Below are 19,603 nucleotides of genomic sequence, written 5' to 3' on the forward strand. Positions count from 1 at the left end.
AGGCCTAGCGACGCGTGAGAAGGCGTACGGCGACGGCGATGTCCCCAGCGTAGGTCACCTTGAAGTTGCGGTGGTCGCCGCGGAACGTGCGGACTTCGATTTCGGTGAATTTCTCGACGCATGACGAGGTGTCGGTGCCCTCGAATCCTTCCCGTGCCGCGGCGCGGTAGGCCTCGAGCAGGGCCGCGGCGCGAAAGGCCTGCGGCGTCTGGACGCGCACCAGGTCGGTCATCGATTCGACGTCGTTATCGCCGCGGATGCGGACCACATCGACGGCGGGTATCGCGGGGATTGCACCGCCGAACTCTCGCGCGACCGACAGCGCGGTGGCGAACATCTCAGGGCCGGCGAGCGGTCGGGCGGCGTCGTGGATGACAACGACGTCGACGGACCCGGACTCAATGTCGGAGGCGAGGTATGCCAACACATTGGACTCCGACGCGTGCCGACTGTCCCCACCCTCGACGAATTCCACTGCCGCCGTGGGTAGTTCCCGCCGCATCGTGTCCCGCGCCAACTCGAGCTCGCCGCTCCGAAACACCAACACGGTGCGAGCGATCTCGGGAACCCGGGTCAAGGTGTCGATGGACCAGGCGACCATCGAGCGGTCGGCGATCTTCACGTAGGCCTTGTTGCCGTCAGCCCCGACCCGCGTCCCAAGACCGGCTGCGAGCACAACGGCCACGGCACGGGGCCCCGGCGTCGCGCTCATGACCACATCTTGTCACTGTGCGCGCCGTCGCGTGGTCGCGCTCCCGCGCCCGGTCAGTTGGTCAGGCCGAAGGCGTTGTGCACCTTGGTCGGCGTGATTCGCACAACCAGTTCGCCTGGCACTCCGTTGCGGCGGCCGAATTCCTCGGCCCGATCCGCGCCCATGTACCGGCCGCCGGTACGGGTGGCGATGTCGAGCAACTCGTCGGGATCTTCGCTGACCGTGGCGACACCCTGGACCTGGACGAAGGAGTACGGCGGCTGCGGGTCGTCGACACACATCACCACGCGTGGATCGCGTACGAGCGCGCGGCCTTTGGCGGTGTCTTTGCCGGTGTTGAATGCCAGCTGGCCGTTGTCGACGACAAACCACACGGGAGCCACCAGCGGGCGGCCGTCGGACGCGAGGTAACCCAACATCCCGGTGCGGGTCCCTTCGGACAGGAAAGCAATGACGTCATCGGAGAGTTGGTCCACCCGCTCCACGGTAGCGCGGGCGGCCCATTGCGGTCAGTGGAGCCGTGATCGACGGGCAGGCCACCAACAGGGCATCGGGGCCGCCGCAATGGCGTGAGTAGTGCACTCCCCGATGTTGTGGGGGACGGATGCGACGGATGCGGTGGACGTTGGCGAAGATAGAGCCATGAGCGACGCGCAGCAGGAATCGATCACGATCCAGCACCGGGTTCGTCCGATGTCCGGTCGTGATCCCGACGAGCAGCATCGGGCGGCCACACCGCTAGAGCTTCTGTTCGACCTTACGTTCGTCATCGCCTTCGGTATTGCGGCCAATGAGTTCGCACACATGCTCGCCGAAAACCATGTCGGCGCCGGCCTGCTCGGCTTCACCCTCGCCACGTTCTCGGTGTGCTGGGCCTGGATCAACTTCAGCTGGTTCGCGTCGGCCTATGACACCGACGACTGGGTCTATCGGTTGATGACGATGCTGCAGATGGTCGGCGTCATCATCATGGCGCTCGGATTCCCGCCGATGTTCGCATCGATCGAGCATGGCGAGTACGTCGACAGCCGGGTCATGGTTGCCGGCTACGTCATCATGCGAATTGCGTTGGTAGCGCAGTGGTTACGGGCGGCCAAACAGGACCCGGGACGCCGCGCCGCCTGCCTCACGTATGCGTTGTGGGTGAGCGTCGCGCAGGTCGGCTGGATTGCCGGCGCCCTGGTGCACAAGTCGATCCCGGTGACATTCATTCTCGTCGCAGTGTTGATTGGCGTGGAAACTCTTGGGCCGATCATTGCCGAGTACCGCGCGGGAGGTACGCCTTGGCATCCGCACCACATTGCCGAACGCTATGGCCTGCTGGCGATCATCGCGCTGGGCGAGGGTGTCGTGGGTACCGTGGCGTCACTGTCGGCGGTGGTCAGCGCGCAGGGTTGGACGTTTGACGCCGCGTTCGTCGTGGTGGCCGGCATCGGCCTGACGTTCGGAATGTGGTGGTCGTATTTCGTGGTGCCGCAGGCGGAGTTGTTGCGCGCCCACCGCGAACGGTCGTTCTGGTTCGGCTACCTGCCGATCGTGATGTACGGCGCGATCGTGGCGACGGGCGCCGGCCTGCATGTGGCCGCCTATTACATCGAGCATCACTCCAAGCTGAGCTCTGTGCAAACTGTGTTGGCCGTCGCTCTGCCGGTTGGCCTGTACGTCATCTCCATTTACGCGCTCTATTTCGTGATTGTTCGGAAGGTCGCGCTGTTCCACGTGGTGCTACTTGTTCTCACGGCGGTGGTGCTGGCCGTTGCGATGTGGTTGGCCGAGATGGGTTACTCGATGGCGAACTGCTTGCTCGTCGTCACGCTGGCGCCCCTGGTGACCGTGATCGGCTACGAAGCCGCAGGCCATCGGCATGCCGCCGCGGACATCCTCAAGGCGTTGGAAGGCCGCTAGCGGGGCGCTGGACTGGGGTCGAAACCCTCCATCAGCATCCGTTCTTGGTCCGCGCGCATCACCGCGCGTGCCTTGCGGCGGGTGATGAGGATGCCGACAACGGCGAGCGCCCAGATGGCGTACTGAACGGTCCACGCCAGCCGGAAGGCTTCGAACGAGATCTCACCCACCGCGTCAAGGATGACGCCCATGAACTGCATGACCAGCAGTGAGGCGATGAAACCGCCCATGTTGACCATGCCCGACGCCGTGCCGAGCGTCGCACGCGGATTGAAGGTGCGGGCGAAGTCGAAGCCGACCATCGATCCGGGACCACCGACCGAGATGACCACGACCAGAACCACCAGCAACCAGAGCGGCGCACGGTCGGGGAGGGCCAGCACCACCGACCAGATGGCGGCATTGCTGGCGATGATGCAGAGCACCAGCCGCGACCTGCGGTGCGGATGGCGTCCGGTGAAGATGCCGACCAGGATGCCGGCGGAGATGGCGGCGACCACCGAGATGGTCAACAGAGTTCCCGCGATGGTTGCCGAAAGACCCTGGGCGACCGTGAGATACGGGACACCCCACATCAGAGCGAACACCGTCACCGAGAACTGGGTGCCCATGTGTGTGAAGAAGCCCAAGCGTGTCCCCGGCCGCAACCACACCGTCTTGACGCTGGCCATGATTTCGCGGATCGAGGTGGCTTCGGACTCGACTACACGGCCGTCCGGTGTGTCCTGGACCAGAAGCAGTGTCAGGACGATCGACAGCAGCCCCAGCGCGGCCACCGATACGTAGGCAGTGGTCCAGCCCATACCCGCGAGCAGGGCGAAGAACGGAATGGCGGACAGCACCTGACCAAGCTGGCCGCAGATTCCGGTCAACTGCGTCACCAGCGGCACCTTCCGAGGTGTGAACCAGTGCGGAACCAGGCGCAGCACCGAGATGAACGTGAATGCGTCGCCCAGCCCGACTACCGCCCGTGCGCCGATGGCTGCAGGCAGAGATTCGGTGAACGCCAACGCCAGCTGGCCCGAGGCCATCAGCGCGGCGCCAACGACGATCAGGGTTTTGGAGCCGAATCGGTCGAGCAGCAGGCCTGCCGGGACCTGTGCGCCCGCATACACGATCACTTGCAGGACCACGAACGCCGACAACACGGTGGGGCCGGCGCTGAAGCGGTCAGCCGCGTCGAGGCCGGAGACGCCGAGGGTGGTGCGGTCGAGGACGGCGACGATGTAGGCGAAGAGGCCGGTGGTCCATACGATCCAGGGACGCACGCCGAACCTCATAACTGCACAACTGCGGATTTGTCTTAATGTCTGCCACTTTTGATACTCCCGCAACGACGGGCCCAGAAGCCAATTCTTTAGCGGTGAGGTCACTCACCCGGTGGGTCGTTGGCGGAAGTCAAAGTTGGCTGTCTTTGCACAACCTCGTCGATCAGGAGATTACCAGGGCGTCAAATATGCAGATGGTGACGCCTAGATTGATTAGCTAGTGAAAATATTCAGGAACTACGGTTTCTTCGCTCGTAGCCTGCCACGTTCGCTACAGTGGTCGCATGAACCTTCGTGGTCCACAGCTGCTCTGCGCCCGAAACGCGATCGGAGTGCGCCCCGTTGGCTGAGTACCGCCTCGATGAGCTCTCACGACTATCCGGCGTCAGTACTCGCAATATCCGCGCCTATCGTGAGCGTGGGCTGCTGGACCCGCCGCGCCGGGTCGGCCGTTCGGCGTATTACGACGACTACCAGCTTTCGCAGCTGCGCACCATCAACCAGCTGCTGCGTCGCGGGTTCAACTCAGCTCACATCGCCGAGTTCTTCGCGAGCATGCGTAAAGGTGCCGACCTGGCAGACATCCTGGGCATCCAGCGGGCCCTACTCGGGCCTCGGCCAGGCGACGACCCCGAAGACGAGTCCACGGCCGGCGCGAAGGGCCCGACAGGCAGAAAGCCGGCGGCGAGACCGCGTGCCCTCGACATCGACCCCCACGGGGACACAGCCAACGCGCTCATCGATTACGGCTTGGCGCAACGGCAGCGCGGCCGCGTTGTCGTCGTCGATCCGACGATTGCCGAAATTCTCGGGCGAGCCGCGGATCAGCCGCAGTACATCCGCGGGCTGCTTCGCTTTTATGAGTCGAGTCGGGATGCCGCCGACGGCTTGGCCATCGGCTTCGTCCGCTCGCTCGAGGAGGTGATGGAGGCCAGACTCGGGAAAAGCGGTGTGCCGGAGAAGGATGACGTCGAAGCTTTGGGTCAGATCACCCAGGACTATCGCGAGCTGTGGGGGCACGTTCTGTCTGATCGTTTGGAGGAGTCGATGGAGCGGCAGCTGTCCGCTGGCGCGGCGGCGGGATATTCCGGCGGGGCCCTGCTGAGTGAACTCCTGCGGCTGTAGCAGCGCCGGCCCTACACCCTGCTGACCGTCGGGTCGCCGCCGAAGCGCTGAGCAAGCCACACCGGAATGATCGCGACGATCGTCAGCGCCGCAGCGACCACGTTGATCACCGGTGCCTGGTTGGGGCGGAACAGGTTTCCGAAGATCCAGATCGGCAGTGTCTGCACAGCCGGGCCGGCCGTGAAGGTTGTGACGACGATCTCGTCGAAGGACAGCGCGAACGCCAACACTGCGCCCGCCACCACGGAACCTCGCATCATCGGGAACGTCACGTAGCGGAAGGTCTGTCGTGGTGACGCGCCGAGGTCGGCGGAGGCGTCTTCCAGGTTGCCGCCCATTCGACGCAGCCGTGCCTGGGTGTTGTTGAAGATGATGACGACGCAGAACGTGGCGTGCCCGATGATGACGGTGGCCAGGCCGAGGGACACCCCCAGCGCGGACGTGAACGTCGCGTTCAAGGCGATGCCGGTGACGACACCGGGCAACGTGATCGGCAATACCACAAGGAAACTCACCACATGTTTACCGAAGAAGTCGTAGCGCTGCACCGCGACGGCGGCCATCGTCCCCAGCACCAGCGCAATGGCCGTTGCGCCGAGGCCGACCACGGCCGAATTCGCGAGCGACTGCCACATGCCGTGGCTGTTCCAGGCATCCGACCACCAGCGCAGCGTGAAACCCGTCGGAGGAAATGCGAATGTGCGGGAGCTGTTGAAGGCGTTGACCACCACGAGGAGCAATGGCGCGTAGAGGAACAGCAGTACGAACAGTGTCCATCCGCGGACCAGTCGACGTGCGGTGTTCGACAGCATCAGATGTTCTCCAGCGCGCCCGTGCGCCGCATCGCGAGCAGGTAGGCGACGATTGCCACCAGCGGGATGATCGACAGCGCCGCCGCCAGTGGCTGGTTGTTGGCGGTGACGAGTTGGCCGTAGATGATGTTGCCAAGCAGTTGGGTCTTGCCGCCGACGATCGTTACCGCAATGTAGTCGCCAAGCGATAGCGAGAAGGTGAAGATCGAGCCTGCGGCGATGCCAGGGAATACCAACGGCGCCACCACCATTCGCAGGGTGGACAGGTCGGAGGCGCCGAGGTCGGCACTCGCGTCGATCAGCGAGTTCGGGACGCGGGAGAACGCCGCGAACACGGGAAGGACCATGTACGGCAGCCACAGGTAGCTCAGGGTCACGATGGTGGCGGTCAGGCCGTATCCGGGCGTGTAGTCGGTCGCCCAGGACAGCGGGCCCTCCGGGGACAGCAGCATACGCCAGGCGTACGCCTTGACCAGATAGCTGGCCCACAGCGGCGTTGTCACCGCCACGACGAGCGCCAACCGCATTCGCGGCGAGGCCATCTTGGCCATGTAGAACGCCAGAGGCACGGCCAGGACCACGCAGATGACGGTGACCGTGACTGCCACCGAGACTGTGCGCAGCGTCGCTGTCCTGAAGAGCTCATCGGTCAGCACCCGCACGACATTGTCGAGGGTGAATGTGTGCACCACCGCGCCGGTGAAGGAATTCGTGCTCCAGAATGCCGAAACCAGTAGCACTGCAAGCGATCCAAGGTATGCGACGACCAACCACGCAAGGGGAGGCGCCAGCAGGATCGCGAGCCTGATGCGCCGTCGCAACGAGGTTGACGGGGCGGACCCGGGCAGGCTCAGCCCTTGATCTGTTGCCACTTGTCGACCCACTCGCTGTAGGCCGTGCAGTTGTCACCGCTGCCGTCGACGCAGTTCTTCTGTGGTGTGGTCCAGTAGTGAATCTTTTCGGCGAAATCCTCGTCGGTCGCGTGATAGATGTCGCAGAAGTCCGGTTCGATGGTGTAGTCACACGCCTTGGCGTTCGCCGGTGCCTCACCGAAGAATTCGGCGACCTGGGCGTTGACCTGAGGTGACGAGATCCAGTCCATCCACTTGTACATGCAATTGGGATGGGCGGCCTTCGCCGCGACCATCCAGGTGTCAGACCACCCTGTGGAACCTTCCTTGGGCAGGACGGTGTTGACCTGCACCCTGTTCTCCGCGCCGATTGTGTTTGCAATGACCTGCCAAGTCGTCCCGATAACTGAAGTGCCAGATTCGAAGGCCTGCACTTCCTTGGTGTAATCCGACCAATACTCCCCGATGTTCTCCCGCTGCTTCTTGAGCAATTCGGTTGCGGCGTCGAGCTGTTCGGGTGTCAGTGAATACGGATCGGAGATTCCGAGTTCCGGCTTGGACTTGGAAAGGTACAACGCCGCGTCGGCGATGTAGATGGGGGAGTCGTACGCGGTGACCCTACCCTTGTATGTGCCTGCCTCGTCGAACACCGCCGACCACGAATCCGGCGCATCGCGAACGACCTCGATGTTGTACATCAGGAGATTGGCGCCCCAGCCGTGCGGGATCCCATACATCTGCCCGTCGACCGAATTCCAGGGCTTGTCTTTGAGGAACGATGAGATCGAGGCGTAGTTCGGCACGAGATCGGTGTTGACCGGCGCCACATCGCCGGCATAGATCAAGCGAAGCGTCGCGTCACCTGACGCCGACACGCCGTCGTACTGACCGCTGCGCATCAGCTGCACCATCTCATCGGAGGTGTTCCCGAGTTTCACGTTGACCTGGCATCCGGTCTGCTGCTCGAACGGCGTCACCCAATCGGCGCTCGGGTCGTTCGAACCGTCCTCGGCGTATCCCGCCCACGCGACGAGGTTCAGCTCGCCCTCGCCGTCGCCGACGGCGGCCAGCGGCTCCATCTTCGGCGGCGTCTCGCCTGTACCGGCTTGATCGGAACCGCAGGCCGTGGTGCCGGCGAGTACGAGCGCAGCGCACGTGGTGAGCACAAGAACGGCCAGAGACTTTGACGGCATTCGCTACTCCTCGTTCATCAGTGTGTGGATGGCCTTCTCCGGCCATGCCAACGTGATTGGACTGCCGTGGTGCAGGTCGGGAGGCAGCCACGTGCTGGCGGTAAGCACCGTGGCGGTCAGGGTGACGCCGAGCTGTGTATGCGCGGTGATTCGGGTCGTGGGCCCGGCGTAGATGAGTTCGGACACCGTCGCCGCGACCGTGCGTACACCGGGCACCGAGTCGGTATCGGCCGCGAAGACGCCGATGCGCTCAGGCCGGACCACGAACATTCCGGCGCGCCCGACGAGTGCTTCGGCGGCGGCACCGTCGAGCACGTTCGACGTTCCGACAAAATCCGCCACGAATCTGTTGACCGGATTCTCGTAGACTTCGCGGGCACCGCCGATCTGCTCGATGCGCCCGTGATTGAACACTGCCAGCCGGTCACATACGCTCAGCGCCTCGTCCTGGTCGTGGGTGACGATGACGAACGTGATGCCGACTTCGCGCTGGATCGCCTTGAGTTCGATCTGCATCTGCTCGCGAAGCTTGAGGTCCAGCGCGCCGAGCGGTTCGTCGAGCAGCAACACCCGTGGCCGACCCACCAGTGCGCGCGCGAGCGCAACGCGCTGACGCTGCCCGCCCGACAGCAGGTCCGGGCGTCGCGGCGCATGCTCGGTGAGCCGGACCATGTCGAGCGCGTCGCCGGTGCGACGCCTGCGTTCGGCCTTGGGAACGCCACGGACCTTGAGGCCGTACTCGACGTTCTGCGCGACGGTCATGTGAGGGAACAGCGCGTACTCCTGGAAAACGGTGTTGACATCCCGGCGTTGCGCAGGCAGGCCTGTGACGTCCACGCCACCGAGTTTGATCACCCCTGCGGTGGGCGGCTCGAATCCCGCGATCATGCGAAGGACCGTGGTCTTGCCGGAACCGGATGGACCCAGGACGGCGAAAAATTCGCCGTCGGAGACGGCTAGGTCGGCGCCTTCGACGGCCACGACCGCAGCGCCGAACTCCTTGCGGACACCGATCAGCTCGACCTGCGGATCTCGGACTTCACCAGACACATTCACAGCGGATTGCGCGCCGATCGTCCCCGAAGGCCCCGAAACCATGGCCAATCGTATGAATTCGAATGGCCGGGCCGCAGGTCATCGAGGATTTCGCAGTGCGCCCGTTCGCATTGCCATCGCGAAGCCGGAAAAAAATCTTGATACAGCTGTGACCAGTGGCGCTGACGTGAAATGTGATACAGCTGTCGTACTCTGTGGCACGTGTCAGTTTCCCGGCGCGACGTGCTGAAAGGTGCCGCGGCGGTGCCTGCCGCCCTCGTCGCGGGCACCGGCCTGCAGGCGCTGATGTCGGCGGCTGCTCCTGCGACGGCTTCAGCGGCTCCGCTGGGCGTTCTGCTCGATTACGCCGCCGGTGTCATCCGTGCCAGCGACATCCGGGGCTCGGGCGCCTTGGGTGCCATTCGGTACGTTTCGGACCGCCGCCCGGGTGGTGCCTGGATGCTGGGAAAGCCGATTCAGATTGCCGAGGCGCGGGACCTCTATCAAAACGGCCTCAAGATCGTGTCCTGCTACCAGTACGGCAAGCAAGACACCGCGGACTGGCTCGGCGGGCAGAACGCCGGAGTCGCGCACGCCAAGCGGGGCTGGGAACTCCACGTGGCCGCCGGCGGCTCCTATGGGGCGCCGATCTATACGTCAATCGATGACGATCCGACATATGAGCAGTACAAACAGCAGGTCGCACCCTATCTCCGCGGTTGGGAGGCGGTGCTGGGTCACCAGCGCACCGGCGTCTACGCCAACTCCAAGACCATCGAGTGGGCCATCCAGGACGGGCTGGGCGCCTGGTACTGGCAGCACAATTGGGGGTCGCCGGGGAAGATCGCCCACCGGGCCGCCCATCTGCACCAGGTCGAGATCGACAAGCGCTCCGTCGGGGGCGTCGGCGTCGACATCAATCACATACTGCAGCCCCAATTCGGGCAGTGGGACTAGAAATCTTACCGACCAGTAGGTAAAGCTAGCAAACTTCCTGCGGTGGCCGGCGCCGTAGACAAGACATTTCGACCCATGTTGTCGGGTCTGGGTGCCGAGATGCCGCAGGTCAAAAGTACCGAGATTTTTACATAACGATTTGATAACAATACCGCCTTGATCTGCGCTATTACACTTACTCGACCGTAACCACCCGCATGCAGGACGTTTGTCCCGGATAGGTTCGGCGCGCTCGGAGGCGTGCGTTATCGAAGCACCGGTTACCCGTGCGTAGAACTCGCCAGTAACCATTTCGGCCGCGAAAGTGGTGCCTCCTCTTATGACACTCTTAGTGCAGCTGGAGTTGTCCGCCAGACCGGACGAACGAGTCGGGATTCGACGCTGAATCGCAGGGCCGCCGCGCAGGAGCGCAGGCCAGCCAGCTTCTAGAGACGACACAGCCGACACAGACGACGTGCGATACGCGCTAGACGGTACCGAGGGAGAACACAAGACGTGACGATCAACGAGCAGCACCGGGTGTCCACCGAATCAGCCACCGAGCGTCCGGGATCCCGTCCGCCCGTGCATGCGCTCGTTGATCGGTTGAACGCCGGCGAGCCCTATGCCGTCGCGTTCGGCGGGCAGGGCGCGGCGTGGCTGGAGAACCTGGAAGAGCTGGTCAGCTCGGCAGGCATCGAATCCGAACTCAGTGAAGTGGTGGGCGAGGCCGAGCTGCTACTGCAACCCGTGGCGCGGGAGCTCGTCGTCGTACGGCCCATCGGCTTCGAACCGATGCAGTGGGTCAGGGCCCTCGCCGCCGAGGAGCCGCTACCCGCCACCAAACAACTCGTCACCGCCGCGATCTCGGGCCCGGGCATCCTGCTCGCCCAGATGGCCGCCATCCGCGCACTCACCAGGCAGGGCCTGGATCTGTACAACACGCCGCCCGTGGCAATGGCGGGTCACTCGCAGGGCATCATGGCCTGCGAATCGTTGCGAGCTAAGGGCGCCAAGGACGCAGAACTGCTGGCGCTGCTGCAACTGATCGGCGCGGCCGGTTCGTTGATGTCACGCCGCCGGGGCATGGTCGGCCGCGGAAACAAGACACCGATGGTGTCGGTGACCAACGTCGACCCTGAACGCATGCGCGAACTGCTCGAGGAGTTCAGCACGGATGTCCGCACGGTGCTGCCGCCGGTGCTGTCGATCCGCAACGGCAGGCGCTCCGTCGTCATCACCGGCACGCCCGAGCAACTCGGTCGATTCGAGCTCTACTGCAGCAAGATCACCGAGCGAGAAGAAGCCGAACGCAAGAACAAGGTCCGCGGGGGCGCGGTCTTCGCCCCGGAATTCCACGGGGTGCAGGTCGAGGTCGGGTTCCACACCCCGCGGCTGGCCGACGGTGTCGAGGTCGTCGAGGGCTGGGCCGAGAAGTGTGGAATCGACGCCGCGATGGCACACGAGATGACCGAGGCGATCTTCGTTCGCCCCATCGACTGGGTGGCTGAGATCGAGCGGCTGCACGAGTCCGGCGCGAAGTGGATCGTCGACATGGGACCCGCCGATACCGTGACGCGCCTGACCGCCCCGGTGATCCGGGGTCTCGGGGTCGGAATCGTTCCCGCGGCCACCCGCGCCGGGCAACGCAATCTGTTCACCGTCGGTGCCGAACCCGAGGTGCCGCCTCCGTGGTCGAGCTATGCGCCGACGACCGTGAAGCTGCCCGACGGCTCGGTGAAGCTGTCCACCAAGTTCACCCGACTGACCGGGCGGTCGCCCATCCTGCTTGCGGGCATGACCCCCACGACGGTCGACGCGAAGATCGTCGCCGCGGCGGCCAACGCGGGCCACTGGGCCGAACTGGCCGGCGGCGGTCAGGTCACCGAGGAGATCTTCTCCGACCGCATCGCCGAACTCACCACGCTTCTCGAGCCGGGCCGCGCTGTGCAGTTCAACACGCTGTTCCTGGATCCCTATCTGTGGAAGCTGCAGGTCGGTGGAAAACGACTGGTGCAGAAGGCACGTCAGTCCGGCGCCCCGATCGACGGTGTCGTGGTCAGTGCGGGCATCCCCGATCTCGAGGACGCCGTCGACCTGATCGACGAGTTGAACACCGTGGGCCTCAGCCACGTGGTGTTCAAACCCGGCACGGTCGGCCAGATCAAGTCGGTCATCAATATCGCCACCGAGGTGCCCGGCAAGGACGTGATCGTGCACATCGAGGGTGGACGCGCGGGCGGTCACCATTCGTGGGAGGACCTCGACGACCTACTGCTGGCGACGTATGCCGATCTGCGGAAGCTGTCGAATATCACCATCTGCGTCGGCGGCGGCATCGGCACACCCGAGCGAGCGGCGGAGTACCTGTCGGGTGCCTGGGCCAAGGCTTACGGATTCCCCGAGATGCCGGTCGACGGGATTCTCGTCGGAACCGCAGCCATGGCGACGCTGGAGGCGACGACCTCGCCTGCTGTCAAGCAGCTGCTGGTCGAGACCAGCGGAACCGACCACTGGATCAGCGCCGGAAAAGCCAACGGGGGCATGGCTTCCAGCCGCAGCCAGCTGGGCGCCGACATTCACGAGATTGACAACACGGCGTCTCGGTGCGGGCGACTGCTCGACGAGGTTGCCGGCGACGCGGACGCCGTCGCGGCGCGTCGTGACGAGCTGATCGCCGCGATGGCCGACACGGCCAAGCCTTACTTCGGCGACATCGGCGACATGACTTACCTGCAGTGGCTGAAGCGCTATGTCGAACTGGCGATCGGTGACGGTGACAGCACCGCGGACACCGCGACCCCCGGCAGCCCGTGGATCGCCGACACCTGGCGGGACCGGTTCGCCGACATGCTCAAGCGCGCCGAGGCGCGACTGCATCCGCAGGACTCCGGGCCGATCGAGACGCTGTTCACGGACAGCCCCGAAGGCCAAGCGCTGCTGGATAATCCGCAGAACGCAATCGATCTCCTGCAGGATCGCTACCCCGATTCCGGGACGCTCAAGCTGCATCCGGCCGACGTACCGTTCTTCATCACGCTCTGCAAGACGCCGGGCAAGCCGGTCAACTTCGTGCCCGTCATCGACAAGGATGTGCGGCGCTGGTGGCGCAGCGATTCGTTGTGGCAGGCGCATGACGCGCGCTATACCGCCGACCAGGTGTGCATCATCCCGGGCACAGAGGCGGTCGCCGGGATCACGCGCGTCGACGAACCGGTCGGCGAACTGCTGGACCGCTTCGAGCAGGCGTCCATCGACGAGTTGCTTGTGGCCGGCGCTGAGCCGACGCCGGCGGTGTCCCGTCGACAGGCCCGCAGTGATGTCACCGGTGCGCTCGCGGTCGTGCTCGATTCACCCGACGTGCTGTGGGCGGGCCGGACCGCCATCAACCCGGTGCACCGCATCGGCGCGCCGGACGAATGGCAGGCCAACGAAAACCGCAGCGCTACACACCCGTCCACGGGTGCCCGGCTGGAACTGAGCGGTGAAACCGTCACGCTGAGTGTTCCGCTGAGCGACATCTGGATCGACATCCGCTTCACGCTTGGATCCTGCACCGTTAACGGTGGTATGCCGGTCGTGACCGTCGAGGATGCTTCGAAGGCGATGCGCTCGGTCCTCGCCATCGCCGCGGGAGTCGACGGCCCCGAGGCGTTGCCGCCAGTACACGACAACACCGCGACGGTCAACGTCAAATGGGATCCCGAAGAGGTCGCCGACCACACCGGTGTCACCGCCACCTTCGGGGGACCGTTGGCGCCGGGCCTCACGCTGGTGCCGGACGCGCTCGTCGGCCACTGCTGGCCCGCGGTTTTCGCGACGATCGGTGCGGCCGTCACCGACGGCGGGATCCCCGTCGTCGAAGGTCTGCTGAGCCTGGTTCACCTGGACCACGCCGCGCACCTGCTCACCCCAATGCCGAAGACGGTCGCTCAATTGACGGTCACCGCAACGAGTTCGGCGGCATTCGACACCGAGTACGGGCGAGTTGTGCCGGTCACCGTCGACGTCGCCGATGCCGACGGCAATGTACTGGCGAAGCTGGAGGAACGGTTCGCCATCCGGGGCCGTACCGGTGGGGCAGAACTGAGCGACCCGCCCCGTGCCGGTGGCGCGATCACCGATAACGCGACCGAGACGCCGCGTCGTCGCCGTCGTGACGTCACCGTCGCGGCGCCGACCGACATGCGTGCGTTCGCGGTGGTCTCCGGGGACCACAACCCGATCCACACCGACCGTGCCGCCGCACTGCTGGCCGGCCTCGAATCACCCATTGTGCATGGCATGTGGCTCTCGGCGGCAGCCCAGCACGTCGTCGCCGCAACCGACGGCAAGGCCGCACCGCCGGCCCGTGTGGTCGGCTGGACGTCTCGATTCCTCGGCATGGTCCTGCCCGGCGATGACGTCGATTTCCGGGTGGACCGAGTCGGGATCGACCGTGGCGCAGAGATCGTCGAGGTCGCCGCGCGCGTCAACAACGAGCTGGTCATGTCGGCGACGGCGCAACTGGCCGCACCGAAGACCGTCTATGCGTTCCCCGGCCAAGGGATCCAGCACAAGGGCATGGGCATGGAGGTGCGCTCCCGGTCCAAGGCCGCGCGCAAGGTGTGGGACACCGCCGACAAGTTCACCCGCGAGACGTTGGGCTTCTCGGTACTGCACGTGGTGCGGGACAACCCGACCAGCCTGATCGCCAGCGGTGTGCACTACCACCACCCCGACGGCGTGCTGTTCTTGACGCAGTTCACTCAGGTCGCGATGGCGACGGTGGCGGCCGCCCAGGTCGCCGAGATGCGTGAACAGGGTGCTTTCGTCGAAGGTGCGCTGGCCTGCGGCCACTCCGTCGGCGAGTACACGGCGCTGGCCTGTGTCAGCGGTGTCTACGAGTTGGACGCCCTGCTGGAGGTGGTGTTCCATCGCGGGAGCAAGATGCACGACATCGTTCCGCGCGACCACCTCGGCCGGTCCAACTACCGGTTGGCCGCGATCCGGCCGTCGCAGATCGATCTCGACGATGCCGACGTCCCAGGATTCATCGACGAGATCGCCGAGCGCACCGGGGAATTCCTACAGATCGTGAACTTCAACCTGCGTGGCTCGCAGTACGCCATCGCCGGTACGGTCCGCGGGCTGGAGGTGCTGGAGGAAGAGGTCGAGAAGCGCCGTGAGATCAGCGGCGGAAAGCGGTCGTTCATCCTGGTGCCCGGCATCGACGTGCCGTTCCACTCGTCTGTGCTCCGCGTCGGCGTCGCCGACTTCCGCCGCTCGCTCGAGCGCGTCATGCCGCGCGACGCGGATCCCGATCTGATCGTCGGCAAGTACATCCCGAACCTGGTGCCGCGGCCGTTCACGTTGGACCGCGACTTCATTCAGGAGATCCGCGATCTGGTGCCTGCCGAACCGCTCGACGAGATCCTCGCCGACTACGACACCTGGCGGAACGAGAAGCCGCGCGAGTTGATGCGCAAGGTCGTGATCGAGTTGCTCGCCTGGCAGTTCGCCAGCCCGGTGCGGTGGATCGAGACGCAGGACCTGCTCTTCATCGAGGAGGCCGCGGGCGGTCTCGGCATCGAGCGGTTCGTCGAGATCGGTGTGAAGTCGGCACCGACCGTCGCCGGTCTTGCGACCAATACGCTGAAGCTTCCGGAGTATTCGCACAACACCACCGAGGTGCTGAACTCGGAGCGCGATGCCGCGGTGCTGTTCGCCACGGACACCGACCCGGAGCCGGACCTCGACGCGGACGACGGAGCCGACGCGGCGCCGGCGGCCGAGGAAGCGGCCGCGTCGGTCGAGGCCGCACCCGCCCCCGCCGCGCCCGCAGCGCCGTCGGGTGGTCCACGTCCGGCCGATCTCACCTACGACGCCGCCGACGCCACAACGGCTTTGATCGCGTTGTCGGCGAAGATGCGCATCGATCAGATCGAAGCGCTCGATTCCATCGAGTCCATCACCGACGGAGCGTCGTCGCGACGCAACCAGCTGCTGGTGGATCTTGGGTCCGAGCTGAATCTCGGTGCCATCGACGGTGCCGCGGAGGCCGATCTCGCCGGGCTCAAGGGCCAGGTCACCAAGCTCGCCAGAACCTACAAGCCTTACGGCCCAGTGCTTTCCGACGCGGTCAACGACCAGCTCCGCACGGCTCTCGGGCCGTCGGGCAAGCGCCCCGCATACATCGCCGAACGGGTCAAGAAGACCTGGGAACTCGAGGACGGCTGGGTCAAGCACGTCACTGTCGAGGTGGCGCTGGGCACCCGCGAGGGGTCCAGCGTGCGCGGCGGCGATCTGGGCGGCCTGCACAGCGGCGCTCTCGCGGACGCGGCGAGTGTCGACAAGGTCATCGACGCCGCAGTGGCGGCGGTGGGCGCACGCAACGGTGTGGCGGTCACACTGCCCGCGGCCGCAGGTGGCGGAGGCGGTGTGGTGGATTCCGCGGCGCTCGGTGAGTTCGCCGAAAAGGTGACCGGACCGAACGGTGTGCTCGCCTCGGCGGCACGCCTGATCCTGGGCCAGTTGGGCCACGAAGCACCTGTCAGCGTGCCTGAAGCGACGGACGCCGAGCTCATCGATCTCGTCACGACCGAATTGGGTTCGGACTGGCCGCGTTTGGTGGCGCCGACGTTCGACGGCCGCAAGGCCGTTCTGTTCGACGACCGCTGGGCCAGCGCACGTGAGGACCTGGCCAGGCTCTGGCTGCTCGACGAGGGCGAGATCGACAGGGACTGGCAGCGTCTTTCGGAACGGTTCGAAGGTGCCGGCCACATTGTCGGCACGCAGGCGACGTGGTGGCAGGGCAAGTCACTGGCGGCAGGGCGCAACATCCATGCCTCTCTGTATGGCCGCGCGGCCGCCGGAGCGGAGAACCCGGGCAAGGGAACCCACACCGACGAGGTAGCCGTCGTCACTGGAGCTTCGAAGGGGTCCATCGCCGCGTCCGTGGTGGCGCAGCTTCTCGATGGCGGGGCGACGGTCATCGCGACCACGTCCAACCTCAACGACGAACGTCTGGCGTTCTACCGCACGCTCTACCGCAACAACGCCCGGTTCGACGCCAAGCTGTGGGTGGTGCCTGCCAACATGGCGTCCTACAGCGACATCGACGACCTCGTCTCATGGGTGGGTACGGAGCAGAGCGAAAGCCTCGGGCCGAAATCCATTCACCTCAAGGATGCGCTGACGCCGACGCTGCTGTTCCCGTTCGCCGCACCGCGAGTCGCCGGCGACCTGTCCGACGCCGGATCCCGCGCCGAGATGGAGATGAAGGTTCTGCTGTGGGCCGTGCAGCGGCTGATCGGCGGGCTGTCACACGTCGGCGCGGAACGCGATATCGCCGCGCGGTTGCACGTCGTGCTGCCGGGCTCTCCCAACCGCGGCATGTTCGGTGGCGACGGTGCCTACGGCGAGTCCAAGTCCGCCCTCGACGCGCTGGTCACCAGGTGGAAGGCCGAGTCCTCGTGGGCGCAGCGGGTTTCGTTGGCACACGCGCTGATCGGCTGGACCAAGGGCACCGGGCTGATGGGTCACAACGACGCGATCGTCGACGCCGTCGAGGAAGCCGGTGTGACCACGTACACCACCGATGAGATGGCGAGGATGCTGCTCGCTCTCTGCGACATCGAGTCCAAGGTCGCCGCCGCACGCGAGCCGCTGCAGGCCGATTTGACCGGTGGTCTCGCTGAAGTCGAGCTCGACCTGGCCGAGCTGGCCGCCAAAGCGCGGGAAGATCAGGCATCTGCCGCCGAGAGCGTGGACGAGGAGACCGAGGAGCACGGCACGATTCGCGCGCTGCCGTCCCCGCCGCGCGGCTACCGGTCGGCACCGCCACCGGAGTGGAGCGACCTCGACGTCGATCCCGCCGATCTGGTGGTGATCGTCGGCGGTGCGGAGATCGGGCCGTACGGCTCCTCACGCACCCGCCTCGAGATGGAGGTCGACAACGAGTTGTCGGCCGCCGGCGTGCTGGAGCTGGCGTGGACCACGGGCCTGGTCAAGTGGGAGGAAGATCCCACGCCCGGCTGGTACGACACGGATACCGGTGAGCTGGTCGACGAAGGCGAGCTGGTGGAGCGCTATCACGACGCGGTCATCGAGCGGGTCGGCATCCGCGAGTTCGTCGACGATGGCGCGATAGATCCGGACCACGCTTCACCGATCATGGTTTCGGTGTTCCTCGACAAGGACTTCACGTTTGTCGTGTCGTCGGAGGCCGAGGCCCGGCCGTTCGTGGAATTCGATCCGGAGCACACGGTGATCGCTCCGGTGCCGGACAGCAACGATTGGCAGGTCACGCGCAAGGCGGGCACCGAGATTCGGGTGCCTCGTAAGACGAAGCTGTCCCGCACGGTCGGCGCCCAGATCCCGACGGGCTTCGATCCGATGGTGTACGGCGTCCCCGCGGACATGGTTTCAACGGTCGACCGATTGGCGTTGTGGAATCTTGTCACGACCGTCGATGCGTTCCTGTCCGCAGGATTCACGCCGACCGAGCTGATGCGCTGGGTGCACCCGAGCCTGGTGGCCAGTACCCAGGGCACCGGCATGGGTGGCATGACGTCGATGCAGACGATGTACCACGGCAACCTGCTGGGCCGGAACAAGCCGAACGACATCCTGCAGGAGGTCCTGCCGAATGTCATTGCCGGACATGTGGTTCAGTCCTACATCGGCAGCTACGGGTCGATGATCCACCCGGTCGGCGCATGCGCCACCGCGGCGATCTCGGTCGAGGAGGGCGTCGACAAGATCCGTCTCGGCAAGGCCGAGTTCGTGGTGGCGGGCGGTTACGACGACCTGACGCTGGAGGCCATCATCGGATTCGGTGACATGGCGGCCACGGCCGACACCGAGGTGATGCGTGCCAAGGGCATCAGCGACTCGAAGTTCTCCCGTGCCAACGACCGTCGTCGACTCGGATTCGTCGAGGGACAGGGTGGCGGAACCATCCTGCTGGCCCGCGGCGACCTCGCGCTCAAGATGGGCCTGCCGGTGCTGTCCGTCGTGGCGTACGTGTCGTCCTTCGGCGACGGTGTCCACACGTCGATCCCCGCTCCTGGGCTCGGTGCGCTGGCCGCCGGTCGCGGCGGCAGGGATTCGCAGCTGGCGCGTTCACTCGCGAAGTTGGGTGTCGGCGCCGACGACATCGCGGTGATCTCCAAGCACGACACCTCCACACTGGCCAACGACCCGAACGAAACCGAGCTGCACGAACGACTCGCGGACTCATTGGGCCGCTCCGCTGGAGCCCCGCTGTTCGTCGTGTCGCAGAAGAGCCTGACCGGTCACTCGAAGGGTGGTGCGGCGGCCTTCCAGATGATGGGGCTGTGCCAGATCCTGCGGGACGGCGTCATCCCGCCCAACCGCAGCCTGGACTGCGTCGACGAAGAAATGTCCAGTGCCGCCCACTTGGTCTGGCTGCGCGACAGCCTGCGGCTCGGTGACAAGTTCCCGTTGAAGGCGGGCCTGATCACCAGCCTCGGATTCGGTCACGTGTCCGGCCTGGTGGCCCTGGTGCACCCGCAGGCCTTCATGGCGGCGTTGAGCCCCGACCAGCGTGAGGACTACAAGCGCAGGGCCGACGCCCGTGTGCTTGCGGGTCAGCTGCGTCTCGCTTCAGCGATCGCGGGCGGGCGGCCGCTGTACGAGAAGCCGGCCGACCGTCGGTTCAGCGCCGATGCACCGGAGAAGCGTCAGGAAGCCGCGATGCTCCTGGACGCGGCGTCGCGGCTCGGTGAGGACGACGTTTACATGCAAGCGGGGCAGTGAGATA

At 65.5% G+C, this 19,603-nt stretch carries 11 protein-coding genes; 4 read left to right on the plus strand and 7 right to left on the minus strand.

The window, feature by feature from the left end:
• Window positions 1–4: 4 nt before the first annotated feature.
• Both CSQ99_RS09325 and CSQ99_RS09330 read right to left on the minus strand, forming a co-directional pair.
• Entirely contained in the window at window positions 5–712 is a 708-nt protein-coding gene (locus CSQ99_RS09325; protein WP_176560942.1) for an IspD/TarI family cytidylyltransferase, read from the minus strand.
• 53 nt (window positions 713–765) lie between these two features.
• The gene (locus CSQ99_RS09330; RefSeq protein WP_099038824.1) at window positions 766–1,188 is read right to left on the minus strand and encodes a PPOX class F420-dependent oxidoreductase; all 423 of its coding nucleotides are present in this window, start codon (window positions 1,186–1,188) and stop codon (window positions 766–768) included.
• A gap of 166 nt (window positions 1,189–1,354) precedes the next feature.
• Here CSQ99_RS09330 and CSQ99_RS09335 point away from each other — a divergent pair, with 166 nt between their 5' ends.
• Window positions 1,355–2,617, plus strand: a complete 1,263-nt coding sequence (locus CSQ99_RS09335) for a low temperature requirement protein A (protein ID WP_099038782.1) — start codon at window positions 1,355–1,357, stop codon at window positions 2,615–2,617.
• On the opposite strand, the gene CSQ99_RS09340 is transcribed toward CSQ99_RS09335, so the two are convergent.
• On the minus strand, window positions 2,614–3,885 hold the full coding sequence (locus CSQ99_RS09340) for an MFS transporter (RefSeq protein ID WP_176560943.1): 1,272 nt from the start codon (window positions 3,883–3,885) through the stop codon (window positions 2,614–2,616). The genes CSQ99_RS09335 and CSQ99_RS09340 overlap by 4 nt on opposite strands.
• Window positions 3,886–4,227: 342 nt before the next feature.
• On the opposite strand from CSQ99_RS09340, the gene CSQ99_RS09345 reads away from it, so the two are divergent.
• A complete protein-coding gene (locus CSQ99_RS09345; RefSeq protein ID WP_141562654.1) occupies window positions 4,228–5,010 on the plus strand; it encodes a MerR family transcriptional regulator in 783 nt (260 codons plus the stop codon).
• A gap of 11 nt (window positions 5,011–5,021) precedes the next feature.
• Here the strand turns inward: CSQ99_RS09345 and CSQ99_RS09350 are convergent, their stop codons facing one another.
• The 4 genes from CSQ99_RS09350 to CSQ99_RS09365 are packed head-to-tail and all read right to left on the minus strand — an operon-like array spanning window position 5,022 to window position 8,964.
• Window positions 5,022–5,822 (minus strand): ABC transporter permease, encoded by an 801-nt coding sequence (locus CSQ99_RS09350; RefSeq protein ID WP_099038784.1) that lies wholly within the window; start codon window positions 5,820–5,822, stop codon window positions 5,022–5,024.
• Window positions 5,822–6,694, minus strand: a complete 873-nt coding sequence (locus CSQ99_RS09355) for an ABC transporter permease (RefSeq protein ID WP_176560944.1) — start codon at window positions 6,692–6,694, stop codon at window positions 5,822–5,824. Before CSQ99_RS09355 ends, CSQ99_RS09350 begins: the two co-directional genes overlap by 1 nt.
• The gene (locus tag CSQ99_RS09360) at window positions 6,673–7,866 is read right to left on the minus strand and encodes an ABC transporter substrate-binding protein (protein ID WP_099038786.1); all 1,194 of its coding nucleotides are present in this window, start codon (window positions 7,864–7,866) and stop codon (window positions 6,673–6,675) included. Before CSQ99_RS09360 ends, CSQ99_RS09355 begins: the two co-directional genes overlap by 22 nt.
• A 3-nt stretch (window positions 7,867–7,869) precedes the next feature.
• Window positions 7,870–8,964: an ABC transporter ATP-binding protein gene (locus CSQ99_RS09365; protein WP_099038787.1), complete on the minus strand. Its 1,095-nt coding sequence runs from the start codon at window positions 8,962–8,964 to the stop codon at window positions 7,870–7,872.
• Between the two features lie 159 nt (window positions 8,965–9,123).
• Here CSQ99_RS09365 and CSQ99_RS09370 point away from each other — a divergent pair, with 159 nt between their 5' ends.
• Together CSQ99_RS09370 and CSQ99_RS09375 are read left to right on the plus strand one after the other, a co-directional pair.
• Window positions 9,124–9,858: a DUF1906 domain-containing protein gene (locus CSQ99_RS09370; protein ID WP_141562655.1), complete on the plus strand. Its 735-nt coding sequence runs from the start codon at window positions 9,124–9,126 to the stop codon at window positions 9,856–9,858.
• Window positions 9,859–10,353: 495 nt separating this feature from the next.
• Window positions 10,354–19,599, plus strand: a complete 9,246-nt coding sequence (locus tag CSQ99_RS09375; RefSeq protein ID WP_099038788.1) for a type I polyketide synthase — start codon at window positions 10,354–10,356, stop codon at window positions 19,597–19,599.
• The last annotated feature ends 4 nt before the right edge of the window (window positions 19,600–19,603 follow it).

This window comes from Mycobacterium neglectum, from assembly GCF_002591975.1.
GTDB classification, from domain to species: Bacteria; Actinomycetota; Actinomycetes; order Mycobacteriales; family Mycobacteriaceae; genus Mycobacterium; species Mycobacterium neglectum.